This window comes from Nocardioides sp. Leaf307, from assembly GCF_001423135.1.
Classification (GTDB): domain Bacteria; phylum Actinomycetota; class Actinomycetes; order Propionibacteriales; family Nocardioidaceae; genus Nocardioides; species Nocardioides kribbensis.
In genome coordinates this window covers 1,770,541-1,797,157 of sequence record NZ_LMNY01000001.1, presented here as the reverse complement: position 1 = coordinate 1,797,157, position 26,617 = coordinate 1,770,541, and the positions used below count along the sequence as shown (strand labels likewise).

The window sequence follows — 26,617 nt, the reverse complement described above, 5'->3', positions numbered from 1 at the left end:
CATGAGGGTGACTTCCTTGACTCGTTCCACATCCGCGACACGATGGGAGGACGCCTCGCGCGATCCGACCACCCCACGGGAGATGACACGCATGACCGAGACACTCGGCTCGATCCACGGCAACACCAGCGGATCCACCACCGGCACCGGCGCGCCCGCGCCGAGCGACCGCAACAGCCTGACGCTCGGTCCTGACGGGCCGATCCTCCTCCACGACCACCACTTCGTGGAGCAGATGGCCCACTTCAACCGTGAGCGCGTGCCGGAGCGCAACGTGCACGCCAAGGGCTCGGGTGCCTTCGGCACCTTCGAGGTCACCGCCGACGTGACGCAGTGGACCAAGGCCGCGATGTTCAAGCCCGGCACGTCGACCGACATGCTCGCGCGCTTCTCCACCGTCGCCGGCGAGATGGGCTCCCCCGACACCTGGCGCGACCCCCGCGGCTTCTCGCTGAAGTTCTACACCTCCGAGGGCAACTGGGACCTGGTCGGCAACAACACCCCGGTCTTCTTCATCCGCGACACGATGAAGTTCCCCCACTTCATCCGCAGCCAGAAGCGCCGCGGCGCCAACGGCCTGCGCGACAACGACATGCAGTGGGACTTCTGGACCCTCAACCCCGAGTCGGCCCACCAGGTCACCTGGCTCATGGGTGACCGCGGCGTGCCGCGCTCGTGGCGCCACATGCAGGGCTACGGCAGCCACACCTACCTCTGGTACAACGAGGCCGGCGAGAAGTTCTGGGTGAAGTTCCACTTCAAGTCCGACCAGGGCGTGGAGTGCCTGACCCAGGAGGACGCCAACCGGATCGCCGGTGAGGACGCCGACTTCCACCGCCGCGACCTCTTCGACTCCATCGACGCCGGCGAGTTCCCGTCGTGGACCCTGCACGTGCAGGTGATGCCCTACGACGAGGCGAAGACCTACCGCTTCAACCCCTTCGACCTCACCAAGGTGTGGCCGCACAGCGACTACCCGCTGCACGAGGTGGGCCGCATGACGCTGAACAAGAACCCGGAGAACCACTTCGCGCAGATCGAGCAGGCCGCCTTCGAGCCGTCGGCCATCGTGCCCGGCATCGGCTTCTCCCCCGACAAGATGCTGCTCGGCCGGGTCTTCGCCTACGCCGACACCCACCGCTACCGCATCGGCCCCAACTACCAGCAGCTGCCGGTGAACCGCCACCGCGTCGAGGGCGCGTACACCTACCAGTTCGACGGCCCGATGGCCTACGACCACACGGGCGACCGCTCCAAGTACGCCCCCAACACCTACGACGACCCCTACTCCGACCTCACCGGCCCGGCCGAGGACGGGTGGGAGGCCGACGGCGAGTTCGTGCGCCAGGCCTACACCCTGCGGGCCGAGGACGACGACTTCGGCCAGGCCGGCGCCCTCGTGCGCGAGGTCTGGGACGACGCCGCGCGCGAGCGCTTCGTCGGCAACGTCGCGGGCCACCTGCTCGGCGGGGTCAGCGAGCCCATCCTCGAGCGGGCCTTCGAGTACTGGAAGGCCGTCGACGCCGACACGGGCAAGCGCATCGAGGAGGCCGTGCGCGCCGAGCGCGGCGCCAACGACGTGGCGCCCCACCCGACGGAGCCGCTCCAGACGGTCTGACCCACCCCGAGGTCCCAGTCCCGAGGTCGCAGCCCCGCGGGGCGCGTGACCCACGACGCGACGACCCGCCCGGTCCGCCGGGCGGGTCGTCGTGCGTCCACCCGCCGGGGGATGTCAGGCTTGCCCGGTGAGGACCCGTGAGCCCGTGCTGGTCAGCGCCCACCGCTGCGGCGCCGGCGGGGACCGGGAGCTGGAGAACACCCGGCCCGCCCTCGAGCAGGCGTTGGCCCTCGACGTGGACTTCGTGGAGTTCGACGTGCAGCGCTGCGCCGACGGCACCCTCGTGCTCTTCCACGACGACTGGCTGTGGGTGGAGGGCCGCCGGCGCTGGGTCGGGGAGCTGACCTTCGAGGAGTTCGCGGCCCGCGCGCCGCACTTCCTGCGCTACGACGAGGTGCTGACCTCGCTGGTCGGGCGGGCCCGGGCCCACATCGACCTCAAGTTCACCTCGCCCTCGGCGGCCTACGGCCACCCCGCCGCGACCTACGAGGTGGCCGCCACCCGGATGGCCGTCGAGGTGCTGGGCGCCGAGAACCTCATCGTCACCACCCTCGACGACAAGGCCGTGCGCGCGGTGCGCGACTGGGCCGACGACACCGGCCACGACCTGCTGGTCGGTCTCTCGCTGGGCCGGCGCGTCGCGGGCCTGCCGTGGGCCCGGCAGGTGCGCATCCGGCTCTCCGAGCTGCGTCCGCGCACACGCTACGTGCGCTCGCGGGCCAACCTCGTGGTCGCCAAGCACACCATCGCCCGGTGCGGCGTGGCCGCCTTCGCCCGGCGCCGCGGCCTGCCGCTGCTGGTGTGGACCGTCGACACCGAGGAGTCGCTGCACTACTGGATGCGGCCCGGTCGCGCCTGGCTGGTGACCAGCAACGACCCGGCGCTGGCGATGGAGGTGCGCTCGGCGTACCCCCGGCGGCGGGCGGCCCGCGCCCGCGCCGGTCAGCGCCCCGCGTCCTGACCGCCCGCCCTCCGCGTACGCCGGGGGCGCTCAGCCGAGCAGCAGGGCGACGAGGGCGACGACGCCCACGACGGCGATGACGCCGCGCAGCGCCCACGGGGGCAGCCGGCGCCCGACCCGCGCGCCGAGCTGTCCGCCGATGGTCGAGCCCACGGCGAGCACGGCCACGATGCGCCAGTCGACGTCGGCGGCGACGACGAAGACCAGCCCGGCGACGGCGTTCACGATGGCGGCGAGCACGTTCTTGAGCGCGTTGAGCCGCTGCACGTCGTCGTCGACGCCGAGGCCGAGCACGCCCATGAGCAGCACGCCCTGGGCGGCGCCGAAGTAGCCGCCGTAGACGCCGGTGCCGAGCACGGCGGGCCACACCCAGCGGGCGCGCGCCGGCCGCTCGGTGCCGGCGCGCTCGTGCCGGGCCGCGACCCGGCGGGACAGGACGGGCTGCACGACGACCAGCACCACGCCGAGGGCGATCAGCACCGGCACGATGGCCGAGAACGCGTCCTCGGGCAGCAGCAGGAGCGCCACCGCGCCCGCGGCACCGCCCAGCAGGGAGGCGAGCCCCAGCCGCAGCGCCCGGGCCCGCTGGCCGCGCAGCTCGCGGCGGTAGCCGATGGCCCCGGAGATCGACCCGGGCACCAGGCCGATGTTGTTGGAGACGTTGGCCGTCACGGGCGGCACGCCGAAGGCGAGCAGGGTCGGGAAGGTCACCAGCGTGCCGGAGCCGACGACGGTGTTGATGGTGCCGGCCGCGACCCCCGCCAGGAGGATCGCGGCCAGCTCGAAGGGCGTCACGACAGCGGAGGTGCCTCCGGCGCGGCCGGGGTCTCGGTCGGGACGTCGGCGGGGTTGCCGGACGACTGTCCGGGGGTCTGGGCGGTGGGCTCGTCGGTGGGCTGCGCCGCGCGCCTGCCGGTCTGCGCGGCGGCGTCGGCCTCCGCGATCGCGGCCTGGACGACGGGGTTGCTGCCCGACGCCGTCGACGCCGGGGTCGGCACCTGGGGCTCGCTGGGGCCCATGTCGACGCGCTTGAGCGGGCCGTCGACCTCGGTCGGGATCCCGCGCAGGTCGTTCATGGTCGAGCCGAGGCCCTCGAGGGCCTTGCCGATCTCGCTCGGCACGATCCAGACCTTGTTGGCGTCGCCCTCGGCGATCTTGGGCATCATCTGGAGGTACTGGTAGGCCAGCAGGGACTGGTCGGGCCGCCCGTCGTGGATGGCCTGGAAGACCGTCTGGATGGCCTGGCCCTCGCCCTGGGCACGCAGGATCGCGGCCTCGCGGTCGGCCTGGGCCCGCAGGATCTGCGACTCCCGGTCGCCCTCGGCCGAGAGGATGGCCGACTGCTTCTGGCCCTCCGCGGTGAGGATGGAGGCCTGGCGCTGGCCCTCGGCGGTGAGGATCGCGGCACGCTTGTCGCGGTCGGCGCGCATCTGCTTCTCCATCGTGTCCTTGATGGAGGCCGGCGGGTCGATGCTCTTGATCTCGACCCGTCCGACGCGGATCCCCCACTTGCCGGTGGCCTCGTCGAGCACGCCACGCAGCCCGGAGTTGATCGAGTCGCGGCTGGTGAGGGTCTGCTCGAGGTCCATGCCGCCGACGATGTTGCGCAGCGTGGTCTGGGTGATCTGCTCGACGGCCTGGATGTAGTTGGCGATCTCGTAGGTCGCCGCGACCGGGTCGATCACCTGGAAGTAGATGACGGTGTCGATGTCGACGGTGAGGTTGTCCTCGGTGATCACCGACGACGGCGGGAAGCTCACGACCTGCTCGCGCATGTCGATGAGGTAGCGCACCTTGTCGATGAAGGGCACGACGATGTTGAGGCCGGCGGGCAGCGTCTGCTTGTACTTGCCGAAGCGCTCGACGATGCCGGCGCGGGCCTGGGGCACGATGCGCACGGTCTTGGCGAGGATCACGACGACCAGCAGCAGCACGACCACCAGCAGGACGAGGAGTACGGGACCCATGGGGGCTCCTTCGGCTCGGGGCGGGTTGTGCTCGGGTGGGGCGTTGCGGGGAGGGACGTCCGGGGGGTGACGTCCGGGGACGGCGCTCAGCGGTCGAGCTGCGGCACCGGGTGGACGTAGGCCGTGGCGCCGCGGATCTCGAGCACCTCGACCGTGGCGCCGGGCTCGATGACCAGCGTCTCGTCGTAGGGAGCCGCGCTCCACTCGTCGCCGGCCAGCTTGACCCGACCCGGCTGGAGCCCCGAGATGGTCTGCAGCACCAGGCCCTGGGTGCCGACGAGGCGACCGTGGCTCATGCTCAGCTCGGGGCCGCTGTGCAGCTTCTTGACCAGCGGCGGGCGCACCAGCGTGAGCGTGCCGAGCGCGGTGGCGGCGGCGACCAGCACCTGCACGACCACGGGGGCGTCGAGGGCGGCTGCGGCGCCACCGCCGATGGCGCCGACGGCCAGCATGAGCAGCACCAGGTCGAGGCTGAACATCTCGGCCACGCCGAGGAGCGCCGCGACGCCCAGCCAGGCCGCCCACGCGTGCTCGCTCAGCCAGTCCATGGCCCGACCCTATCGGAGGGCTCTTTACCCGGGGCTCATCTGGCCCGGGTGCGCCGCCGGGCGGCCCAGCGACCGTCGTCGCTGGTCGTCACGGTCAGCGGCATGCCGAAGGCCGTGGACAGGTTGTCCTCGGTGAGCACGTGCTCGAGCAGGCCGGCCTCCACCACCCGGCCCTGGCGCAGCAGCAGGGCGTGGGTGAAGCCCGGCGGGATCTCCTCGACGTGGTGGGAGACCAGCACCGTGGCCGGCGAGTCGGGGTCCATGGCGAGCACCGACAGCGTCGACACCAGGTCCTCCCGGCCGCCGAGGTCGAGCCCCGCGGCCGGCTCGTCGAGCAGCAGCAGCTCGGGGTCGGTCATCAGCGAGCGCGCGATCTGGACCCGCTTGCGCTCGCCCTCGCTCAGGGTGCCGAAGGTGCGGCCGGCCAGGTGGGTGGCGCCCAGCTCGGTGAGCAGGTCGGTGGCGCGCTGGTGGTCGAGCTCGTCGTAGGCCTCGCGCCAGCGCCCGAGCACGCCGTAGGAGGCCGAGACCACGACGTCGTGGACGCGCTCCGAGCGCGGGATCCGCTCGGCCAGCGCCGCGCTGGTCAGGCCGATGCGCGGTCGCAGCTCGAAGACGTCGACGGTGCCGAGCACCTCCTCGAGGATCCCCGCGACACCGGTGGTGGGATGCATCTGGGCGGAGGCGACCTGGAGCAGGGTGGTCTTGCCCGCGCCGTTGGGACCGAGCACGACCCAGCGCTCGTCCTCCTCCACCGTCCAGCTCACCGCGTCGAGCAGGGTGGCCTGGCCGCGGGTGACGGTCACGTCGGCGAACTCCAGCACTGCAGCCATGGCGTCACCCTATCCGTGCGCCTCCCCGGCCCCGGCGTAGCCTCGGGCGCCGTGAGCACCGACCTCCCCGTCTCCGCCCGCCTGGCCTGGTGGGGCACCGCCTGGCTGCGCGGCCAGGTGGTGACCGACCTGCTGCTCGACGCCGTCATCGGCGACGAGGCCACCCACGCCGTGGCGGGCCTGGGCCACCTCGGCCTCGGGGCTCCGGCCGGCACCTCTCCCGGCACCGGCACCGAGACGCTGCTGGGCGGCCTGGCCCGGCTGCGGGCCGAGGGCGCGACGTCGTTCGGGGCGGCCTTCCCCGTCGAGGGCGACCTCGTGGGCCTCGGCGGCCCCGCCGGCTTCAACACCGAGGCGGTCGAGGCCGGCGAGGCCGTCGTGGTCGCGGGCGCCGACGTGGGGCTGGTGCCCGTCACCGTGGGCGCGGCGACGACCTGGGTCGCCCACCGTGCCGTACGCCGGCAGCTGCCCGACGTCGGCGAGGCCGACCGGGCCCTGCGCCAGGAGCTGCTCTCGGCCGCCGACGCCCTGGCCCGGCTCGAGGTCGCCCGCTGGCGACCCGAGGTGGCCGACCACCTGATGAACCTGCGCCACCGGGCTCCGCTCAGCGCGCCCGACGGCGTGCCGGCCCGCTGCGTCGAGCTCGCGGCGCGCGGGCTCCAGGCCGTGGCGGTCGTCGACCTGGCCCTGGTCGACGACGGCGGGGCGATCAGTGCCGCGGAGGCGCAGGCGCGCCGCGACGCGCTGACGCCGCTGGAGCGGGCCGGGCGCCGGGCGCTGGTGGCGGCCTGCTCACCGGAGGTCTGGCCGCCGGCGTGAGGCCGCGGCTCCGCTAGCCTCGTGCCCGCCATGGACCAGACGCGCCCCGAGACCCTCCTGCTCACCCTCACCGGCCGCGACCGGCCCGGCGTCACGTCGGCGGTCTTCTCCACGCTCTCGCGCGCCGGCGTCGAGGTCGTCGACGTCGAGCAGATCGTCCTGCGCGGGCGGCTCGTGCTCGGCGTGCTCGTCACGGTGCCGCGCGACGCCCGCCGCCTGCGCGAGGCCGTCGAGCAGACCGCGCGCGGTCTCGACATGGACGTCGAGGTCGAGGAGGGCACCGGCGACAACCCCTCGCGCCGCTCCGGGCGCGTCCACGTCACGGTGATCGGCGCTCCGCTGCGGGCCACGGCCATGGCCGCCGTCGCCGGTCGCATCGCCGACTCCGGGGCGAACATCGACCGCATCGAGCGCATGGCGCGCTACCCCGTCACCGCCATCGAGCTGCACGTCTCGGGCGCCGACCCGCGGGCCCTGCGCACCGTGCTGGCCACGGAGGCCTCGCGCGAGGGCTTCGACGTCGCCGTGCAGCCGGCCGACATCCTGCGCCACGGCATGCGCCTGATCGTGATGGACGTCGACTCCACCCTCATCCAGGGCGAGGTGATCGAGATGATCGCGGCCCACGCGGGCTGCGAGGCCGAGGTGGCGGAGGTCACCGAGCGCGCCATGCGCGGCGAGCTCGACTTCGAGGAGTCGCTGCGCTCCCGGGTCGCGCTGCTCGAGGGCGTGCCGGAGACCGCCCTCGCCGAGGTCTACGAGGCCGTCGAGCTGGCTCCCGGCGCCCGGACCATGGTGCGCACCCTGCGCCGGCTCGGCTACCGCTTCGCGATCGTGTCCGGCGGCTTCACCCAGATCACCGACCGCCTGGCCGCCGAGCTCGGCATCCACTTCGCCCGGGCCAACGAGCTGGAGATCGTCGACGGTCGGCTCACCGGCCGCATCGTCGGGGCCGTGGTCGACCGGGCCGCCAAGGCGCAGGCGCTGCGGGAGTTCGCCGGGGAGGTCGGCGTCGACGTGGGCTCCACGATCGCCATCGGCGACGGGGCCAACGACCTCGACATGCTCGCCGCCGCCGGGCTGGGCATCGCCTACAACGCCAAGCCGATGGTGCGCGACGCCGCCGACACCGCGGTCAACGTGCCCTACCTCGACGCCATCATGTACCTGCTCGGCATCACCCGCGAGGAGGTCGAGGCGGCCGACGCCGCCGTCGGCATCGTCACCCCCGCTCCCCCGGTCTGAGCCCGCACCGGGAGGCGCCGCCGCCCGCCGACGCCGTCCGTGCGGCGGGTCCGGGCCCCGGCTCAGGACCGGGACACGTGGAAGGCCAGCAGCCGCGCCGACTGCTCCTCGAGGTCGGCCCAGTCGTCGTCGACCTCGAGCACGGCGGCCGCGCAGGTCGGGAAGCCGCCGGCCAGGTCGTTGCTGGCTTCCTCGTCGCCCTCGCCGTCGTCGAGCAGCTGCGCCAGCGTGGCCATGGTCGGGTTGTGGCCCACCACGACCACCGTGAGTGCGTCGGCCGGGGACTGGCGCACCAGGTCGAGGGCGGTCTCGGGCCCGGCGGCGTACAGCCCCTCGTCGTGGGTCGCGTCGTCGTCCCAGCCGGCGCCCTCGGCGACGGCCTCCCAGGTCTCGCGGGTGCGCAGCGCGGCGGAGACCAGCACGTGGTCGGGCTCGAGGCCGAGGCCGGCCAGCCAGGCACCGGCGGCGCGGGCGTCGTCGGCGCCGCCGTCGGTGAGACGGCGCTCGTGGTCGGAGGGGCCGCTGTGCTCGGCGCGGGCGTGGCGCATCACGACGAGGCGTCGGGGGGTGCTGTCGGTCACGCGGGCCAGCGTGACAGGCGCGAGGGTCGGGCTCAACACCGCATGCCCTAGCGTTGCGCCCATGCCCCGTGGACCCCTGATGATCATCGGCGGTGCCGAGGACAAGCTGCGTCGCCGCACCATCCTGCGCGAGTTCGTGGCCGCCGCCGGCGGGCCCGAGGCGCGGATCGCGGTGATCCCGACCGCCTCCTCGCTGGGCCCGGAGGTCGTCGAGGTCTACGACGCGCTGTTCCGCCGCGAGGGCGCCGCCGAGGTCGTCACGGTGCGACCGGAGTCGCGCGAGGAGGCCCAGGACCCCGACCTGGTCGAGGCGCTGGGCAAGGCCACCGGCATCTTCATGACCGGCGGCAACCAGCTCAAGCTGTCCTCCATGGTCTGCGGCACCCCGGTGGGCGACGCCATCGTCGCCGCGCACCGGGCCGGCACCGTGGTGGCCGGCACCTCGGCCGGCGCCAGCATCCAGTCGAGCCACATGGTGGCCTTCGGCGTGGGCGGCACGACGCCCAAGCAGCGGATGACGCAGGTCGCGGCGGGCCTGGGCCTGCTCCAGTCGGTGGTCATCGACCAGCACTTCGAGCAGCGCAGCCGCTACGGCCGCCTGCTGATGATCGTGGCGCAGTCGCCCCAGCTGCTGGGCATCGGCGTCGACGAGGACACCGCGGCCGTCGTCGAGCACGAGGTCGACGAGGCCACGGGCACCGACCGCGACGTGCTGCGGGTGCTGGGGCGCGGCGCCGTCACCGTGATGGACGGCTCCCACATCGTCACCAACGCCTACGAGGCCAAGCGCTCGGCGCCCCTGCTGGCCAGCGGCGTCGTGCTGCACGTGCTGCCGGAGGGTGCGGCGTTCGACCTCACCGCCCGCGCCCTCGTGCCCCCGCGCGCCAGTGTCGACCCCTCCGAGGAGGCCGAGCTGGTCGAGGCCGGCAAGGACCTGCGCCAGATGGCGCGCGACATCGCCGCCGGCGACGCCTCCCCCTCCACCCTCAAGCGCCGCCAGGCGCGCGAGGCCAAGAAGTCCAAGAAGTCGACCGACCACGCATCGGACCGCAGCCAGGACGGAGCACCCTCATGACCGAACGCCCCACGCCCGATCTCTCGATCCTCGAGACGCGGGTCTACCGCGGCGCCAACGTCTGGTCCTACGACCGGGCGATCCACCTCGTGGTCGACCTCGGGGTGCTCGAGAAGTTCCCCACCAACACCGTGCCGGGGTTCACCGAGACGCTGCTGCAGATGCTGCCCGGGCTGCGCGAGCACTCCTGCTCCCGCGGTCGCCGTGGCGGCTTCGTCGAGCGGCTCCACGAGGGCACCTGGCTGGGCCACGTCGCCGAGCACTGCGCCCTGGCGCTGCAGCAGGTCGTCGGCCACGACGTACGCCGCGGCAAGACCCGGATGGTCAAGGGACGCCCGGGCGTCTACAACGTCGTCTACGGCTACATCGACGAGCAGGTCGGCCTGGCCGCGGGGCGCCTCGCGGTGCGGCTGGTCAACCACCTGGTCGAGGCCGACCCCGAGTTCGACTGGGACACCTCCCTGGAGGAGTTCATCCGGCGCGCGCAGCGCACCGCGTTCGGGCCGTCGACCCAGGCCATCCTCGACGAGGCCGTCTCCCGCGACATCCCGTGGATCCGGCTCAACCAGTACTCGCTGGTGCAGCTGGGACAGGGCGTCCACGCCAAGCGGATCCGCGCCACGATGACCTCGGCGACCTCGGCGATCGCCGTCGACATCGCCAGCGACAAGGACCTCACCACCACGCTGCTGGGGGCGGCCGGCCTGCCGGTGCCCAAGCAGGAGTCGGTGCGCACCGTCGAGCAGTGCGTGCGCGCGGCCCAGCGCATCGGCTACCCCGTCGTGGTCAAGCCGCTCGACGGCAACCACGGCCGGGGCGTCTGCCTCGACCTCCAGGACGAGGCGGAGGTGCGCGAGGCCTACGAGGTCGCGCGCGCCGAGTCGCGCCGCGGGGTGCTCATCGTGGAGTCGCTGATCACCGGCAAGGACTACCGCTGCCTCATCATCGACGGCAAGGTCGCGGCCATCGCCGAGCGGGTGCCGGCCTCGGTCACCGGTGACGGCACCTCCAGCGTCGAGCAGCTCGTCGACGACGCCAACGCCGATCCCCGCCGCGGCGTGGGTCACGAGAAGGTGCTCACCCGGATCAAGGTCGACGCCGCCGCGGTCGAGCTGGTGCGCGAGCAGGGCTTCGAGATGTCCGACGTGCCTCCTGCCGGCACCATGGTCAAGCTCGCGCTCACCGGCAACATGTCCACCGGCGGCATCTCGATCGACCGCACCTTCGAGGCCCACCCGGAGAACGTCGAGATCGCCGAGGAGGCCGCCCGCATGGTCGGCCTCGACATCGCGGGCATCGACTTCATCTGCCCCGACATCACCGAGCCCGTGCGCGAGACCGGCGGCGCGATCTGCGAGGTCAACGCCGCTCCCGGCTTCCGGATGCACACCCACCCGACCATCGGGGAGCCGCAGTTCATCGCCAAGCCGGTGGTCGACATGCTCTTCCCGCCGGGCGCCCAGTCGCGGATCCCGATCGTGGCCGTCACCGGCACCAACGGCAAGACGACCACCTCGCGGATGATCAGCCACATCTTCAAGGGCATGGGCCGCAAGGTCGGCATGACCTCCACCGACGGAGTCGTCATCGACGAGCGGCTGCTCATCCGCTCCGACGCCTCCGGGCCGCGCTCGGCCCGGATGGTCCTGCAGAACCCCCGCGTCGACTTCGCGGTCTTCGAGGTGGCCCGCGGCGGCATCCTGCGCGAGGGCCTGGGCTACGAGCGCAACGACGTCGCGGTCGTCCTCAACGTGCAGCCCGACCACCTCGGCCTGCGCGGCATCGACACCGTCGAGCAGCTCGCCGACGTCAAGGCGGTCCTCGTGGAGGCCGTGCCCCGCGACGGCCACGCGGTGCTCAACGCCGACGACCCGCTGGTGCGCGACATGCGCCGGCGCTGCTCGGGCCAGGTCGTGTGGATCTCCATGGAGGAGCCCGGCAGCGAGGTGCGCGACATGATCGACGCGCACTGCCGCCGTGGCGGCAAGGCGCTGGTGCTCAACAGCTCCGAGCGCGGCGAGATGATCGTGGTCAAGCACGGCCCGCGCGAGATGCAGCTGGCCTGGACCCACCTGCTGCCGGCGACCTTCAACGGCCGCGCGCGCATGAACGTGCAGAACGTGCTGGCCGCCGCGGCCGCGGCCTTCGCCGCCGGCGCTCCCCTGCACGACATCCGCCAGGGCCTGCGCACCTTCTCCACCAACTACTACCTCTCCCCCGGGCGGCTCAACGAGGTGGAGGTCAACGGCGTCAACGTCATCGTCGACTACTGCCACAACGCCCCGGGCATGCGTGCGCTCGGCGACTTCGTGGACCGTGTCGGCGACTCGATGGCCGGCTCGCACGAGCTGGCCCGTCCCTCGCGGATCGGCGTCATCGCCACCGCCGGCGACCGCCGCGACCAGGACATGCGCGAGCTCGGCGAGATCGCGGCCCAGCACTTCGACGTCGTCATCGTGCGTGAGGACGCCCAGCTGCGCGGGCGCGAGCGCGGCGACGTGTCGGCCCTGGTGACCGAGGGCGTCCGCTCGGCGATGGCCGAGGGCAGCCGCTGCAAGCAGGTCGAGGTCGTGCTCGACGAGATCGAGGCGGTGCGCCACGCGATGAGCCGGGCCAACCGTGGCGACCTGGTCGTCATCTGCGTCGACAAGCACGGTGAGGTCATGACCGAGCTGGAGAACTGGTCGCCCCACGCCCAGGCCGGTTCCGGGGTCTCCGCCGACGCCCCGGCCGCCGACCCCGACTACGTGCCCAGCGAGGCCTGAGGCCCGGCACCCGGGCGCCCGGTGGCGCCGGCGGCGGCGAGCACCGGCGCCAGGTCGGCCTCGAGCCTGCCGCGCAGCCCCTCGTCGGGCTGGTCGTCGGGCTGGTCGCCGGGCTGGTCGCCGGGCTGGTCGTCGAGCAGCACGGCGGCCAGCACCTGGAGGGTGCGCAGGTCGCGGCACTCCTGCAGCCGTGTGACGTCGAGGTGGCCGGGGTAGGCCCGACGGGTCCGCTCGTCGTGGGTGCGCGAGGCCAGGTCCCACTCGACGGGACCCGCGCAGACGTCCTCGAGGTCGGTCCACCGCGGCCCGTCGGCGGTCGGCAGCAGGTTGCCGGCGTGGGCGTCACCGTGGAGCGGGCGCCGGGGCCAGGTCAGCGCCCGGGGCAGGAGCACGGCGGCGGCGCCGTGCAGCACCGGGTCGTCGCTGACGCGCAGGGCCGCGTCGACGTCGGCGAGCGGGCCCGCCAGGGGCGGCAGCGGCACGGGACAGTCGGCCAGCGCCCGGTGCAGCGCGTGCAGGCTCAGCGCCACCTCCAGCGGCGCCACGGTGCCCGGCACCACCTCCACCCAGGACCACAGCGACACCTCGAGGCCGTCGACCTCGTGCGGCCCCGGGTCGTGCCACGGCGGCACCACGACGTCGGTGCGCCGCGCGGCGTACGCCGCCACCGCGACCTCGCGCTCCATCCACGGGCGCGGGTCGCCCCGCAGCACCCGCCCCCGCGTGACGACACGCGTCAGCACGGGAGCGGGCCGCAGGTGCACCCGCACGCTGTAGCCGTCGGCCACCACGACGGGGTCGTCGGCGGGCAGCCCGAGCCGGCGGGCGCAGGCCACCGAGGCCGCGACCGCCTCCGCGGTGGTGGGGATCCTCAGCGGTCGACCTCGAGCTCCCCGTCGGCGTAGCGGCGGCGCAGCACCTTCTTGTCGAACTTGCCGACCGAGGTGCGCGGCACCTGGTCGATGAAGGCCCAGGCGTCGGGCAGCTGCCACTTGGCGAAGTCGGCCGACAGGAACTCGCGCAGCTCGGCCGGCGTCACCGTGGCCCCCTCGCGCACGACGACCGAGGCGAGCGGTCGCTCCTGCCACTTCTCGTCGGGGATGCCGACCACCGCGGCCTCGACCACGGCGTCGTGGGCCATCAGGGCGTTCTCCAGGTCGACCGAGCTGATCCACTCGCCTCCCGACTTGATGACGTCCTTCGCGCGGTCGGAGAGGGCGATGTAGCCGAGGCCGTCGATCGTGCCGACGTCTCCGGTGCGCAGCCAGCCGGCGTCGAACTTCCCGGCCGCGTCGGCCTGCTCGTCGGTCTCCGGCCGGTAGTAGGCGCCGGTGACCCACGGCCCGCGCACCTGGAGCTCCCCGACGGCCTCGCCGTCGTGGGGCAGGACCGTGCCGTCGTCGGCGACGATGCGCCCCTCGACGCCGCAGAGCAGCCGCCCCTGGGTGCCGCGGTAGGCCCAGGCCCGCTCCTCGTCGACGCCCACGGGCGGGATGCCGGCCGAGGCGACCGGGGAGGTCTCCGTCATGCCCCAGGCCTGGCGCACGAGTAGCCCGTGGCGCTCCTGCAGGGCCCGCTGGAGCGAGACCGGCACCGCCGAGCCCCCGCAGAGGATGAGCCGCAGCGAGTCGAGGCGCACGTCGGCGTGCCGGTCGAGGTGGCCGAGCACGTCGTTCCAGACCGTCGGCACCGCGCCGGAGACCGTGGGGCGGCTCTCGCGGATGAAGCGCACCAGCGGCTCGGCCTGGAGCCAGCGGTCGGGCATGCACAGCGACGCCCCGGCCATGAGCGCGGAGTAGGCCAGGCCCCAGGCGTTGGCGTGGAACATCGGCACGATGGGCAGCACCCGGTCCTCGAAGGACAGCCCCGCAGCGTTGCCGGTGTTGACCGCCTGGGAGTGCAGCCACGCGGAGCGGTGGCTGTAGACGACGCCCTTGGGGTTGCCGGTGGTGCCCGAGGTGTAGCACATGGCCGCGGCGTCGCACTCGTCGAGCTCCGGCCAGTCGAAGGCTGCCGGCTGCGCGGCGAGGAGGTCGTCGTAGAGGTGCACCTCGGCCCCGCCCGCGCCGAGCGAGGCGAGGTCGGCCGAGGCGGCCTCGGGGCCGGCCACGAGCACGTGGCGCACCGTGGTCAGCTGCGCGACGTGCGGAGCGAGCAGACCGACGAGCGAGTCGTCGACGATGACCACCTGGTCCTCGGCGTGGTTGGCGACGTAGACCAGCTGCTCGGGGAAGAGACGGATGTTGAGGGTGTGCAGCACGGCCCCCATCGACGGCACCGCGAGGTAGGCCTCGAGGTGCTCGGCGTTGTTCCACTGGAAGGTCGCCACGCGCTGGTCGCCCTCGACGCCGAGCGCGCGCAGCGCGTTGGCCAGCCGGCCCACGCGCTCACCGAGCTCGGCGTAGGTGCGGCTGCGGGTGCCCCCGGCGGTGGCGGTGACCACCTCGGAGTCGGGGTGCACGGTGGTCGCGTGCCGCAGCACCGCGCCGATCGTGAGCTGGTCGTCCTGCATGGTGCTGCGCATGGAGTGCCTTCCGGTCGTGACGAGCTGTGGTCTCGGTCACGATCCTGCCACCGCGGGCTAGGAGGACGGGAGGGCGGCCGCGCGCACCTTGACGGCCAGCGTCCCGGCGGAGTCGGGCGTGCCTCCCTGCTCGGCGATCCAGGCGTAGACCTCCTCGCGCTCGGCGTGGCACATCAGCCCCACGACGTCGCCGGGCAGGGCCTGCCCCACGAGGGCCGAGAGGCAGGCCACCTCGGTCGGGTACGCCGGCACCCCGGTGACCCCGACCCGCTCGGCCCCCCCGCGCATCAGGTCCTCCAGCTCGGCGGCCGTGCGCCCGCGGAAGTACTTCTCCTTGTGGCCGATGGCCACGACGTCGCTGTCGCGGGCGGCGATCTCGCCCAGCTTCTCGATCAGCTCGTCGGTGCGGTCGCCCACCACGCCGAGGCCCAGCAGCAGCCGCGAGCCGGGCGCCCGCACGCCGTTCATGATCTCGAAGAGCGCCTCGAGGCCGGCCTCGTTGTGGGCCAGGTCGATGACGACCGAGACCTCGCCGACGCTGAAGAAGTTCATCCGCCCCGGGTTGTGCTCGGCGTCGGGGCGGAAGGTGCGCAGCCCCTCGACCACCACGTCGCGGGGCACCCCCACGGCCAGGGCCGCCGAGGCCGCCGCGAGGGTGTTCTCGACGTTGAAGCGCGACAGGCCGGCCAGGGTCATCGGCACCTCGACCAGCTCCACGAGCGGGTCGGGGTCGGAGCTGGCGGTGAGCACGCAGACCCAGCCGTCGATGACGGTCGTGGCGCGCCCGCGCACCGACAGCACCTCGCGGATGGCCGGGGAGTCGGGGTCGCGGGAGAACACCCACGGCCGGGCCTTGATCTCGTGGCGCATGGCCAGCACCCGGGGGTCGTCGCCGTTGAGCACCGCCCAGCCGCTGCGCCGGGTGATGCGCGGCACCACGCCCTTGACCTCCGCGAGCTGGTCGAGGGTGTCGATGCCGTGGAGCCCGAGGTGGTCGGCCGAGACGTTGGTGACCACCGAGACGTCGTTGCGGGTCAGTCCGATGCCCTTGAGCAGGATCCCGCCGCGGGCGGTCTCGGTGACGGCGAGCTCGACCTGCTCGTGGGCCAGGATCCGGCCCGCCCCGGAGGGGCCGGAGTAGTCGCCGGCCTCGACCATCTCGCCGTCGATGTAGATGCCGTCGGTGTTGGACCAGCCGACCAGCTTGCCCCAGGTGCGGCCGATGTGGGCGACCATGCGCGAGGTCGTGGTCTTGCCGTTGGTGCCGGTGACCGCCACGACGGGGATCCGCGGCACGATCGTGTGCGGCGGGGCGCCGGCGGGGCTCGCGGCCACCTGGCGGGCCGCGGCGCTGACCGCCTCCTCCAGGTCGACGGTGGAGTCGGCGTCGGGCAGCGCGTCGAGCACCGCGGCGACGGCGCGTCCCATCTCCTGGGCCCGCTCGCGGTGGGCCCAGGGGTAGGCGACCACGATCCGCTCCGGGTCGCTGCTGGGCCGCACCCGCACCGCCAGGCGCGACGTACCGCTCTCGACGGCGATCGCCCGCACCAGGCGGCCCACCGCCCGCAGGGCGAAGCGCTGCCGGAACCCGGAGTGCGCCGAGCCCGGCCGGGCGTTGCGCAGGCCGATGCGCCGCGCGAAGCGGGCCGCGGTGGCGTCGGGCGCTGCCGAGAGGGCCGCGATGTCGAGGGTCAGCTTGATCGCCGCCCGGGGGAAGTAGAGGTTCGGTCCCTCCAGGACCCGGATCTCGACGAGGGAAGTCACCCGCGCGACGCTACCGGGTGGGCGGGCTCAGCCGCCCATCGCGTGGAAGCCGCCGTCGACGTGGACGATGTCACCGGTCGTCGCGGGGAAGAAGTCCGACAGCAGGGCCACCACGGCCTTGGCGGTCGGCTCCTGGTCGGTGTTGTCCCAGCCCAGCGGCGCCTTGGTCGACCACATCTGGTCGAGGTCCTCGAAGCCGGGGATGGCCTTGGCGGCGAGCGTCTTCAGGGGGCCGGCGGCCACCAGGTTGACCCGGATGCCCTCCGGGCCCAGGTCGCGGGCCAGGTAGCGCGAGCAGGACTCCAGCGCCGCCTTGGCCACGCCCATCCAGTCGTAGGCCGGCCAGGCCACCGTGGCGTCGAAGGTGAGCCCGACGACCGAGCCGCCTCCCCCCATCAGCGGCCGGCACGCGTCGGTGAGCGACTTCAGGGAGTAGGCGGAGACCTGCACGGCCTGCGACACGTCCTCCCAGGGCCCCGACATGAACTTGCCGCCGAGCAGCGTCTCGGGGTTGCCGTAGGCGATGGAGTGCACCACGCCGTCGAGACCGTCGACGTGCTCGCCGACCAGCTCGGGCAGGCGGGCCAGGTGGTCGGGGTCGGTGACGTCGAGCTCGAGGACCGGCGGCTCCACCGGGAGCCGCTTGGCGATGCGCCTGGTGATGTTGAGCGCGCGCCCGAAGTTGGAGATGAGCACGGTGGCGCCCTGCTCCTGGGCGACCTTGGCGGTGGCGAAGCCGATGGAGGAGTCCATCGTCACCCCGGCCACCAGGATCCGCTTGCCGTCGAGAATGCCCATCGTGTGCTCCTTGTGGTCCGGTGCGCCGCGACCGTGGGGGCCGCGCGCTGCTGGTCTGCTGGGTGGTGCCGGGACGCCGGCGGGGCGCTGCTGGTGGGCCGGGGCGGAGTGGGGCTCAGTGCCCCATGCCGAGGCCGCCGTCGACGGGGATCACCGCGCCGGTGACGTACGCCGCACCGGGACCGGCCAGCCAGGTGACGGTCTGCGCGACCTCCTCGGCGGCGCCGAGGCGTCCGAGAGGGATGCGCGCCTTGTACTCCGCCTGCTGCTCCTCGGGGAGCGCCGCGGTCATGTCGGTCTCGATGAAGCCGGGCGCCACCACGTTGGTGGTGATCGAGCGCGATCCCAGCTCGCGGGCCAGCGACCGGGCCATGCCGACGAGGCCGGCCTTGGAGGCGGCGTAGTTGACCTGGCCGGGCGATCCCAGGAGGCCGACCACGGAGGAGATGAGGATGATGCGTCCCCGACGCAGGCGCAGCATGCCCTTGGCGGCGCGCTTGGCCAGGCGGAAGGAGCCGGTGAGGTTGGTGTCGATGACGCTCGACCAGTCGTCCTCCGACATGCGCAGCAGCAGGGTGTCGGCGGTGATGCCGGCGTTGGCCACCAGCACCTCCACGGGGCCGTGCGCGGCCTCGATCTCGGTGAAGGCGGCGTCGACCGCGGCGGCATCGGTGACGTCGCAGCGCACGTCGAGGGCGCCCTCGGGGGCGCCTCCGCTGCGGGTGGTGACCGCCACCTTGTCGCCCTGGGCCAGGAAGGCCTCGGCGATCGCCCGGCCGATGCCGCGGTTGCCACCGGTCACCAGGACCGAGCGGGGCTCGCGGGCGGGCGGCGCGGTGGGGTCGCCGTGGGGGGCCGGGGCCGGTGTCGTTTCGCTCACGTCGCCCGACGCTAGCGATTACCGCGGGGTAGACCTACGCCGCGCGGAGCGGCGTGGGTCACCCGCGGGCCTGCTGCGGCCCGGGCCGGGTCACTCGTCCTCGAGGCGGAAGCCCACCTTCATGCCGACCTGGAAGTGCTCGACCTGGCCGTCCTTGACCTGTCCGCGCACCTGGGTCACCTCGAACCAGTCGAGGTGGCGCAGGGTCTTGCCGGCCCGCTCGACGCCGTTGCGGATGGCCGCGTCGATGCCCTCGGGCGAGGTGCCGACGATCTCGGTGACGCGGTAGGTGCGGTTGCTCATGGTGCCTCCGTGGGTGGTGTGCCGGGCTGCGCGGGTCGGAGCCGGGCTCGGTGGTGGGGCCAGTGGCGGGGCCGCAGCGGCGGGCCGGGCCGTGGGCCGATGCTAGGGCCTGCGCACCGGGTCGGGTGCTCACCCCTCCCGACGTACGATGGGAGTCATGGCCCGGGACCGCACACGCACCGACGACGCCGTCCGCATCACCACCGCCGCGGAGAGCCGCAACGCCGACATCGCGGTGCGCCAGAAGCGCTACCTGCTGTCGATGAGCCTGCGCTCGCTGTGCTTCGTGGGGGCCGTCATCGCCGGCCTGGCCGGGGCCGACTGGCTGTGGCCGTTCCTCATCGCCGGCGCCCTGATCCTGCCCTACCTCGCCGTGGTCATGGCCAACGCCACCGCCACCCGCTCCGACGGCTTCGCCCTGCGCGACACCGCCTACGGCGCCCCCGAGCTCGAGTCCGGCGCTCGCCGGCAGCTCTGATGGGCGGCCCGGACCCCGACACCTGCTCCGCCAAGGGGTGCCGGAGCACGGCGGCCTGGGCGCTGCTGTGGAACAACCCCAAGCTCCACACCGCCGAGCGCCGCAAGACGTGGCTGGCCTGCGACGAGCACCGCGGGTCGCTGTCGGACTTCCTCGCCGCGCGGCAGTTCCTGCGCGACGTCGAGCCGCACCAGCCCGCCTGAGCCGACCCGTTGCCGCCCCTGGGCCGACCCGGGGGCACTCCCGCGCCCGACGCGGCCCTGGTCGAGGCTCAGCCCCCGATGGCCGACATGGGGCGGTCGGGCTGCAGGAAGCTCTGGTCGTCGATGCCGTGGCCGGCGAGCTTGCCGCGCATGGCGATGACCCAGCGGTCGGCCAGCTCGCGGTCGGAGGCCCCCTCGCGCATCGCCAGGCGCAGGTCGGACTCCTCGCGGGCGAAGAGGCAGTTGCGCACCTGGCCGTCGGCGGTCAGACGCACCCGGTCGCAGTCGCCGCAGAAGGGGCGGGTGACCGACGCGATGACCCCGACGGTGCCCGGCCCGCCGTCGACGGTGAAGAGCTCCGCGGGGGCGCTGCCACGCGGCTCGCTGGCCGGGGTCAGCGTGAAGGACCGCTCGAGGGCGGCGAAGATCTCGTCGGCGGTGATCATGCCCTCGCGGGTCCAGCCGTGCTGGGCGTCGAGGGGCATCTGCTCGATGAAGCGCAGCTCGTAGCCGCGCTCGAGGCACCACGCGAGCAGCTCGGCGGCCTGGTCGTCGTTCTGGCCCCGCAGCAGGACGGCGTTGACCTTGACCGGTCCCAGGCCCGCCTGCTGGGCGGCGGCGAGGCCGGCGACGACGTCGTGGAACCGGTCGCGGCGGGTGATCTCGCGGAAGGTGTCGGCACGCACCGTGTCGAGGCTGACGTTGACGCGGTCGAGGCCGGCCTCGGCCAGTGCGGTGGCGTTGCGGGCCAGACCGAGCGCGTTGGTGGTGATGGAGATGCCGAGGTCGGGTCCCAGCGCGCGGGTGCGCCGCACGATGTCGACCAGGCCGCGACGCACCATCGGCTCGCCACCGGTGAAGCGCACCTCCTCGATGCCGAGGTGCTCCACACCGATCCCGATCAGGCGCACGATCTCGTCGTCGGTGAGCAGCTTGTCGTTGCTCAGCCAGTCGAGACCCTCCTCCGGCATGCAGTAGGAGCAGCGCAGGTTGCACTTGTCGGTGAGCGAGACGCGCAGGTCGGTCGCGACGCGGCCGTACCGGTCCTCCAACAAGGTGAGTGCCATGCCTCCACCCTACGTGGGGCCCGTCACGCGGGCGGGCTGCACCGCCCCGCGGGATGCCCGGCGGGGTGGAGCGGCCCGATAGCCTCGGGGTGTGCGCTCGCTCCGCTTCCTCCTCAGCCGACGGTGGGCCCTCTTCGCGCTGGCCATCGTCGTGGTTGCGACGGCGACGTGGTGGCTGGGCCAGTGGCAGTTCCACCGGCTCGACGACCGCAAGGAGAGCAACGCCGTGGTCCGGGCCAACGAGGACCAAGCCCCCGCACCGGTGGGCGAGGTGCTCGGCACCGACACCGAGGTCGGCGAGGCCGACGAGTGGCGCGTCGTGAGCGCCACCGGCACCTACGACACCGACGACACCGTCATCGTGCGCTACCGCACCCGCGACGGCGCCTCGGGCGTCGACGTCGTCGTGCCGCTGGTCACCGACTCGGGCACGTCGCTGCTGGTCGACCGCGGGTGGATGGCCACCGACGCGCGTGGCCTCGACACCGCCGACGTGCCCGACCCGCCCGCGGGCGAGGTGACGGTGACCGGCTACGTGCGCGCCGACGGCAGCGGCGACAGCACGGCGGTCGTCGACAACGCCACCCGGGCCGTCTCGGCCGAGGCGATCGGGCAGGCCCAGCAGCGCGAGGTCTACGACGGGTTCGTCGAGCTGCGCTCGGAGGACCCCGCCCCGGCCACCGCGCTGGAGCCGGTCGAGCTGCCCGAGCTCGACAACGGACCCCACTTCTTCTACGGCCTGCAGTGGTGGTTCTTCGGGCTGCTGGCGATCTTCGGCTTCCTCTACCTCGCCTACGACGAGTGGCGCGGCGGTCGCAGCGGCGACCGGCCCGCGGCCGGCGGACCGAAGCCCCCCAAGGTCCGCAAGGAGAAGCGCACCAACCATCCCTACGCCCGCATGCGCGCGGAGGCCGAGGCCCGCGAGGCCGCCGAGCGGGAGCCTCAGCGCGAGGACGCCTGAGCCGGTGGCTCGCCGCCGACCGGGACGGCGAGGGCCGGTCAGAGGGTGCGGAGCAGCCCGCCGTCGACGGGCAGCATGACGCCGCTGACGTAGGAGGCCGCGGGCGAGAGCAGCCACGCGGCGGCGCGACCGAACTCCGCCGGCTCGCCCTGGCGGCCCAGCGGGATCGACGCGATCGCGGCGGCACGGGCCCGGTCGGGGTCGCCGGTGGCGGCGTCGAGCTCGACGAGGCGGTCGGTGGCCACCCGGCCGGGCAGCAGGCCGTTGACCCGCACCCCGCGCGGGCCGAGCTCGTCGGCCAGCGTCTTGGCCACCATGGCCAGCCCCGGTCGCAGCCCGTTGGAGACCGCCATGGAGGCCAGCGGCTGGCGCACGCTGCTGGAGAGCACCATGGCCAGGGCTCCCCCGGCCGGCAGGGCCACGCCGACCTCGCGCGCGAGTCGCACGGCGCCGAGGAAGACCGAGCCGAAGGCGGCGGTCCACTGGGCGTCGTCGATGTCGGTCACCGCGCCCTTCGGCGGCCCGCCGACACTGATGAGCGCGCCGTCGACGCGGCCCCAGGCTGTGCGGGCCGCGTCGAGCAGCCGCGCCGGGGTGTCGGCGTCGGCGTTGTCGGCCGCGACCCCCACCACACGGCCCTCGATGCTCGCGTCGGCGTCGCGCCAGGCGGCCAGGGCGGCGTCGAGGGAGTCCTGGCTGCGACCGGAGACCACGACCCGGGCGCCCTCGGCGAGCAGCACCTCCGCGGTGGCACGACCCAGGCCGCGGGAGCCGCCCGTGACGAGGTGGACGGTGTCGCGCAGACCGAGGTCCATGCTCAGACTCCTGCGGTGTCGGAGGTGGTGTCGTCGACGAACTGGGTGCGGTAGAGGTCGGCGTAGAGCCCGCCCTCCGCCAGCAGCTCGTCGTGGGTGCCGCGGGCGACGATACGACCCTCGTGCAGCACCAGGATGAGGTCGGCCTGACGGATCGTCGAGAGCCGGTGGGCGATGACCAGGGACGTGCGCCCCTCGAGCGCGGCGTCGAGCGCGCGGTGCACGGCCGCCTCCGACTCGCTGTCGAGGTGGGCGGTCGCCTCGTCGAGGACCACCACCGAGGGAGCCTTGAGCAGCAGCCGGGCGATCGCCAGGCGCTGCCGCTCCCCGCCGGAGAGACGGTAGCCGCGGTCGCCGACCACGGTGTCGAGGCCGTCGGGCAGCCGGCGCACGAGCCCGGCGATCTGCGCGGCCTCCAGCGAGGCCCAGATGGCGTCGTCGTCGGCGTCGGGCCGGGCGTAGACCATGTTGGCCCGGATCGTCTCGTGGAAGAGGTGGGCGTCCTGGGTGACGTAGCCGACGACGTCCTCCAGCGACTGGAGGGTCACGTCGCGCACGTCGTGGCCGTCGACGCGCACCGTGCCGGAGTCGACGTCGTAGAGGCGGGCGACGAGGTGGGTGACCGTGGTCTTGCCGGCGCCCGAGGGGCCGACGAGCGCGACCATCCGGCCGGGCTCGGCGGTGAAGCTGAGGTCGTGGAGCACCTGCACCGGGTCGTGCTCCTCGGTGCGGGAGACCGCCTCGAGGGAGCGCAGCGAGATGCGGTCGCCCCCGGGGTAGGTGAAGGAGACCCGGTCGAACTCGACCCGGGACGCCGAGGGCGGCAGCGCGACCGCCCCGGGCCGCTCCTCGATCAGCGACGGCAGGTCGAGCACCTCGAAGACCCGCTCGAAGCTCACCAGCGCGGTCATGACGTCGATGCGCACGTTGGAGAGACCCTGGAGCGGCCCGAGCAGGCGCAGGAGCAGCGTGGCGAGGGCCAGGAGCGTGCCGACGGTGAGCTGGCTGCTGATGGCCAGCTGGCCGCCCACGCCGTAGACCAGGGCGGTGGCGAGCGCGGGCACGAGCATCATCGCCGCCCCGAAGATGCGGGTGATCAGCGAGATCCGCACCCCCAGGTCGCGCACGACGGCGGCCTTCTCGCCGAAGAGCTCGTCCTCCTCGCCGCGGCGCCCGAAGAGCTTGAGCAGCATCGCGCCGCTGACGTTGAAGCGCTCGGTCATCACGTTGCCGAGGCTGGCGTTGCCGTCCATCTGGCGTCGGGTCAGGCCGGCCAGCCGGCTGCTCACCCACCGCGACGCGGCGAAGAGCAGGGGGAACATGGCCAGGCACAGCAGCGTGACCTGCCAGCTGAGGGCGAGCATGGTGATGCCCACGACGACCACGGCGATGGAGTTGGACACCGTGCTCGACAGCGTGGAGGTGAAGGCGCGCTGGGCGCCGATCACGTCGTTGTTGAGCCGCGACACCAGGGCCCCGGTCTGGGTGCGGGTGAAGAAGGCCATCGACTGGCGCTGCACGTGGGCGAAGACCTGGGTGCGCAGGTCGTAGATGAGGCCCTCGCCGATGCGCGAGGAGAGCCAGGCGCTGAGCACGCTCAGCACCGCGCTGAAGACGGCGAAGCCGGCCATGGCCAGCGCCAGCACCGTCACCACCGAGCGGTCGTCGGCGAGGATGCCGTCGTCGACGATGCGCTGCACCAGCAGCGGGGTCACCACGACGGTGGCGGCGTCGATGACGGTGAAGAGCAGGAAGACGCCGATCAGGCGCCGGTGGGGGCGCGCGAAGCCGAGCACGCGGCGCACCGTGCGTCCCTCGATGCGGTTGTCCATCACGCTGCGGTCAGCGCGCAGGTTGCGCCACGAGGCGCCTGCTCCCATCATCCCCGACACGCTCGCCTTCTCTCGTCTCCGTCAGGCCCCTGGGGCCCGGGTCAGGCCCCCGCCAGCGCCGCGAGCTCGCGGAACCGGCGGCCCTGCGCCTCGCGCTCCAGACGACGCTGCTCCTCGAGCGAGGTGCTCGACGCCGAGAGCAGCAGGGCCTTGGTCTCGCGGACCGCCCCGCTCATCGGGGCGACCAGGGCGGCGACGAGGTGTGCGACCGTGTCGTCGAGCTGGTCGGTCGGCACGGCCGCCAGCGCGAGACCGATGCTGACGGCCTCCTCGGCCGGCACCACCCGGGCGGTCGCACAGATCTCCAGCGCCCTCGCGTAGCCAACCGCCTCGACCAGGGGTTTTGTTCCCGTGAGGTCCGGCACCAGGCCCAGGGCGGCCTCCTTCATGCACAGCTGGGCGTCGTCGCCGAGCACGCGCAGGTCGCAGGAGAGGGCGAGCTGGAAGCCGGCACCGATGGCGTGGCCCTGCACCGCCGCGACCGAGACCCAGCGCGGGTCGCGCAGCCAGGTGAAGCCGCGCTGGTAGTCGTCGATGGTCGCCGACATGCCCGCGTCGTCCATGGCCAGCAGGTCGACCACCGACTCCACGCCCGGCGCCGACCGCGTGGGGTCGAGCATCGAGCGGTCGAGGCCGGCGGAGAAGCTCGCGCCCGCACCGCGCAGCACCACGACGCGCACGTCGTCGTCGAGGGAGGCCCCGACCGCGGCCAGCGCCCGCCACGTCGTGGGCGTCTGCGCGTTGCGCGCCTCCGGCCGGTCGAGGGTCACCGTCACGACCGGTCCGGTGCGGTCAACCCGCAGGTGGGCCGCGGCGAGCAGGTCGGGGTCGAGCGGGACTGCGGGGGCGGTGGTCATGACCGGAGTCTAGGAACCCCCGCCGACACCGCGTCGCCGGCCCGGAGGTCAGGCCAGCGACACCAGGTCGGCGTAGCCGTCGTTCCAGAGGTCCTCGTCGCCGTCGGGCAGCAGCAGCACGCGGTCGGGCTCCAGTGCGCGCACCGCGCCCTCGTCGTGGGTGACCAGGATGATCGCGCCCTCGTAGGTGCGGATCGCGGCCAGCACCTCCTCGCGGGAGGCCGGGTCGAGGTTGTTGGTGGGCTCGTCGAGCAGCAGCACGTTGGCGCTGGAGACCACGAGGCTCGCCAGCGCGAGGCGGGTCTTCTCCCCTCCCGAGAGCACCGCTGCGGGCTTGTTGGCGTCGTCGCCCGAGAACAGGAACGAGCCCAGCACGCTGCGGGCCTCGGTGTCGGTGAGCTGCGGGGCCGCGCTCTGCATGTTCTCCAGGACCGTGCGGCTGGTGTCGAGGGTCTCGTGCTCCTGGGCGTAGTAGCCCAGCTTGAGCCCGTGGCCCGGCACGACCTCGCCGGTGTCGGAGCGGTCGACGCCGGCGAGGATCCGCAGCATCGTGGTCTTGCCGGCGCCGTTGAGGCCGAGGATGACCACGCGCGATCCCTTGTCGATGGCCAGGTCGACGCCGGTGAAGACCTCCAGCGACCCGTAGGCCTTGGAGAGGTCCTGACCCGTCAGGGGGGTCTTGCCGCAGGCGGCCGGGGCGGGGAACTGGATGCGGGCCACCTTGTCGGCGGCGCGCTCGCCCTCGATGCCGGCCATCATCTTCTCGGCGCGCTTGAGCATCGACTGCGCGGCCTGGGCCTTGCTGGCCTTGGCCCGCATCTTGTTGGCCTGGTCGGTGAGGGTCTTGGCCTTGTTCTCGGCGTTCATCCGCTCGCGGCGCCGACGCTTCTCGTCGGTCTCGCGCTGGGTGAGGTAGTGGCGCCACCCCATGTTGTAGACGTCGATGACGGCGCGGTTGGCGTCGAGGTGCATGACCTTGTTGACGGTCTCCTCGAGCAGGGCGTTGTCGTGGCTGATCACGATGAAGCCGCCCTTGTGGGCCTTGAGGAAGTCGCGCAGCCACACGATCGAGTCGGCGTCGAGGTGGTTCGTGGGCTCGTCGAGGATGAGCACCTCGGCGCCGGAGAAGAGGATGCGGGCCAGCTCGACGCGGCGGCGCTGACCGCCGGAGAGGGTCTTCAGCGGCTGGGTCATCAGCCGCTCCTCGATGCCGAGGCTCGCGGCGATGGTGGCGGCCTCCGACTCGGCGGCGTAGCCGCCACCGGCGTGCAGCTCGGCGTCGGCGCGGCTCCAGCGGCGCATCGCCTTGTCGGCCACGGCCGGGTCCTCGGAGGCCATCTGCTCCTCCGCGTCGCGCAGCCGCCGCACCACGTCGTCGAGCCCGCGGGCGCTGAGGATCCGGTCGCGCGCCATCACCTCGGGGTCGCCCGTGCGCGGGTCCTGGGGCAGGTAGCCGACGTCTCCGGAGCTGGTGACGCTGCCGGCGGCGGGGAGCGCCTCGCCGGCGAGGATCTTGGTGAGCGTGGTCTTGCCGGCGCCGTTGCGACCGACCAGGCCGACCTTGTCCCCGGCGGCGACGCGGAAGCTCACGTCCTCCATGAGGAGCCGGGCTCCGGCGCGGACCTCGAGCTGGTGGGCGGTGATCATAGGGTCACCAGTCTAG

The 26,617-nt window shown here is 73.4% G+C and carries 25 protein-coding genes; 9 read left to right on the top strand and 16 right to left on the bottom strand.

The features are described from left to right. The first annotated feature begins 91 nt into the window (after positions 1–91). A complete protein-coding gene (locus tag ASF50_RS08245) occupies positions 92–1,618 on the top strand; it encodes a catalase (protein ID WP_056864379.1) in 1,527 nt (508 codons plus the stop codon). Between the two features lie 127 nt (positions 1,619–1,745). Continuing rightward, the gene (locus tag ASF50_RS08240; RefSeq protein WP_162242370.1) at positions 1,746–2,579 is read left to right on the top strand and encodes a glycerophosphodiester phosphodiesterase; all 834 of its coding nucleotides are present in this window, start codon (positions 1,746–1,748) and stop codon (positions 2,577–2,579) included. Positions 2,580–2,609: 30 nt separating this feature from the next. On the opposite strand, the gene ASF50_RS08235 is transcribed toward ASF50_RS08240, so the two are convergent. The 4 genes from ASF50_RS08235 to ASF50_RS08220 form a co-directional block, all read right to left on the bottom strand. After that, positions 2,610–3,374: a sulfite exporter TauE/SafE family protein gene (locus ASF50_RS08235; protein ID WP_056904018.1), complete on the bottom strand. Its 765-nt coding sequence runs from the start codon at positions 3,372–3,374 to the stop codon at positions 2,610–2,612. Next, positions 3,371–4,546 carry an SPFH domain-containing protein gene (locus ASF50_RS08230; RefSeq protein ID WP_056864376.1) on the bottom strand — a complete coding sequence of 392 codons (1,176 nt, stop codon included), beginning with the start codon at positions 4,544–4,546 and terminating at the stop codon, positions 3,371–3,373. The genes ASF50_RS08235 and ASF50_RS08230 overlap by 4 nt, the downstream gene beginning before the upstream one ends. An 86-nt stretch (positions 4,547–4,632) precedes the next feature. Beyond that, entirely contained in the window at positions 4,633–5,094 is a 462-nt protein-coding gene (locus ASF50_RS08225; RefSeq protein WP_056864375.1) for an NfeD family protein, read from the bottom strand. 35 nt (positions 5,095–5,129) lie between these two features. After that, complete coding sequence (locus tag ASF50_RS08220; RefSeq protein WP_056904017.1) at positions 5,130–5,927, bottom strand: ABC transporter ATP-binding protein; 798 nt, start codon at positions 5,925–5,927, stop codon at positions 5,130–5,132. A 51-nt stretch (positions 5,928–5,978) separates the two neighbouring features. Between ASF50_RS08220 and ASF50_RS08215 the strand changes: the two genes are divergently transcribed. Together ASF50_RS08215 and serB are read left to right on the top strand one after the other, a co-directional pair. After that, positions 5,979–6,746: a hypothetical protein gene (locus tag ASF50_RS08215; protein WP_056904016.1), complete on the top strand. Its 768-nt coding sequence runs from the start codon at positions 5,979–5,981 to the stop codon at positions 6,744–6,746. A 30-nt stretch (positions 6,747–6,776) separates the two neighbouring features. Beyond that, positions 6,777–7,991 (top strand): phosphoserine phosphatase SerB, encoded by a 1,215-nt coding sequence (gene serB, locus ASF50_RS08210; RefSeq protein WP_056864373.1) that lies wholly within the window; start codon positions 6,777–6,779, stop codon positions 7,989–7,991. Between the two features lie 62 nt (positions 7,992–8,053). Here serB and ASF50_RS08205 read toward each other — a convergent pair whose 3' ends face one another. Beyond that, positions 8,054–8,572 (bottom strand): SixA phosphatase family protein, encoded by a 519-nt coding sequence (locus ASF50_RS08205; protein WP_228941512.1) that lies wholly within the window; start codon positions 8,570–8,572, stop codon positions 8,054–8,056. Positions 8,573–8,633: 61 nt separating this feature from the next. Between ASF50_RS08205 and ASF50_RS08200 the strand changes: the two genes are divergently transcribed. After that, on the top strand, positions 8,634–9,647 hold the full coding sequence (locus tag ASF50_RS08200; protein ID WP_056904015.1) for a cyanophycinase: 1,014 nt from the start codon (positions 8,634–8,636) through the stop codon (positions 9,645–9,647). Further along, positions 9,644–12,412 (top strand): cyanophycin synthetase, encoded by a 2,769-nt coding sequence (cphA, locus tag ASF50_RS08195; RefSeq protein ID WP_056904014.1) that lies wholly within the window; start codon positions 9,644–9,646, stop codon positions 12,410–12,412. Before ASF50_RS08200 ends, cphA begins: the two co-directional genes overlap by 4 nt. On the opposite strand, the gene ASF50_RS08190 is transcribed toward cphA, so the two are convergent. From ASF50_RS08190 to ASF50_RS08165, 6 genes are all read right to left on the bottom strand, one after another. Continuing rightward, positions 12,391–13,248: a phosphotransferase gene (locus ASF50_RS08190; RefSeq protein ID WP_056904013.1), complete on the bottom strand. Its 858-nt coding sequence runs from the start codon at positions 13,246–13,248 to the stop codon at positions 12,391–12,393. The genes cphA and ASF50_RS08190 overlap by 22 nt on opposite strands. Before the next feature lie 35 nt (positions 13,249–13,283). Next, the gene (locus ASF50_RS08185) at positions 13,284–14,936 is read right to left on the bottom strand and encodes a fatty acid--CoA ligase (protein WP_056904012.1); all 1,653 of its coding nucleotides are present in this window, start codon (positions 14,934–14,936) and stop codon (positions 13,284–13,286) included. Between the two features lie 57 nt (positions 14,937–14,993). Continuing rightward, complete coding sequence (locus ASF50_RS08180) at positions 14,994–16,700, bottom strand: Mur ligase family protein (protein WP_056904011.1); 1,707 nt, start codon at positions 16,698–16,700, stop codon at positions 14,994–14,996. Positions 16,701–16,727: 27 nt separating this feature from the next. Further along, entirely contained in the window at positions 16,728–17,498 is a 771-nt protein-coding gene (fabI, locus tag ASF50_RS08175; protein ID WP_056904010.1) for an enoyl-ACP reductase FabI, read from the bottom strand. 115 nt (positions 17,499–17,613) lie between these two features. Continuing rightward, entirely contained in the window at positions 17,614–18,303 is a 690-nt protein-coding gene (fabG, locus tag ASF50_RS08170; protein ID WP_227488487.1) for a 3-oxoacyl-ACP reductase FabG, read from the bottom strand. A gap of 165 nt (positions 18,304–18,468) precedes the next feature. After that, a complete protein-coding gene (locus ASF50_RS08165; RefSeq protein WP_056864366.1) occupies positions 18,469–18,681 on the bottom strand; it encodes a dodecin in 213 nt (70 codons plus the stop codon). A 157-nt stretch (positions 18,682–18,838) separates the two neighbouring features. Here ASF50_RS08165 and ASF50_RS08160 point away from each other — a divergent pair, with 157 nt between their 5' ends. Both ASF50_RS08160 and ASF50_RS08155 read left to right on the top strand, forming a co-directional pair. Further along, a complete protein-coding gene (locus ASF50_RS08160) occupies positions 18,839–19,159 on the top strand; it encodes a DUF3099 domain-containing protein (protein ID WP_056904009.1) in 321 nt (106 codons plus the stop codon). After that, a complete protein-coding gene (locus tag ASF50_RS08155) occupies positions 19,159–19,362 on the top strand; it encodes a hypothetical protein (RefSeq protein ID WP_056864364.1) in 204 nt (67 codons plus the stop codon). The genes ASF50_RS08160 and ASF50_RS08155 overlap by 1 nt, the downstream gene beginning before the upstream one ends. 68 nt (positions 19,363–19,430) lie before the next feature. On the opposite strand, the gene moaA is transcribed toward ASF50_RS08155, so the two are convergent. Next, positions 19,431–20,429 carry a GTP 3',8-cyclase MoaA gene (moaA, locus tag ASF50_RS08150; protein ID WP_193660901.1) on the bottom strand — a complete coding sequence of 333 codons (999 nt, stop codon included), beginning with the start codon at positions 20,427–20,429 and terminating at the stop codon, positions 19,431–19,433. Positions 20,430–20,520: 91 nt separating this feature from the next. Here moaA and ASF50_RS08145 point away from each other — a divergent pair, with 91 nt between their 5' ends. After that, the gene (locus ASF50_RS08145) at positions 20,521–21,390 is read left to right on the top strand and encodes an SURF1 family protein (RefSeq protein ID WP_082502879.1); all 870 of its coding nucleotides are present in this window, start codon (positions 20,521–20,523) and stop codon (positions 21,388–21,390) included. Between the two features lie 38 nt (positions 21,391–21,428). Here ASF50_RS08145 and ASF50_RS08140 read toward each other — a convergent pair whose 3' ends face one another. The 4 genes from ASF50_RS08140 to ASF50_RS08125 are packed head-to-tail and all read right to left on the bottom strand — an operon-like array spanning position 21,429 to position 26,601. Beyond that, entirely contained in the window at positions 21,429–22,205 is a 777-nt protein-coding gene (locus ASF50_RS08140; protein WP_056904008.1) for an SDR family oxidoreductase, read from the bottom strand. A 2-nt stretch (positions 22,206–22,207) separates the two neighbouring features. After that, on the bottom strand, positions 22,208–24,088 hold the full coding sequence (locus ASF50_RS08135) for an ABC transporter ATP-binding protein (RefSeq protein ID WP_056904007.1): 1,881 nt from the start codon (positions 24,086–24,088) through the stop codon (positions 22,208–22,210). A 50-nt stretch (positions 24,089–24,138) separates the two neighbouring features. Beyond that, the gene (locus tag ASF50_RS08130; RefSeq protein ID WP_056904006.1) at positions 24,139–24,954 is read right to left on the bottom strand and encodes an enoyl-CoA hydratase/isomerase family protein; all 816 of its coding nucleotides are present in this window, start codon (positions 24,952–24,954) and stop codon (positions 24,139–24,141) included. Between the two features lie 48 nt (positions 24,955–25,002). Continuing rightward, entirely contained in the window at positions 25,003–26,601 is a 1,599-nt protein-coding gene (locus ASF50_RS08125) for an ABC-F family ATP-binding cassette domain-containing protein (protein WP_056904005.1), read from the bottom strand. Positions 26,602–26,617 lie beyond the last annotated feature (16 nt).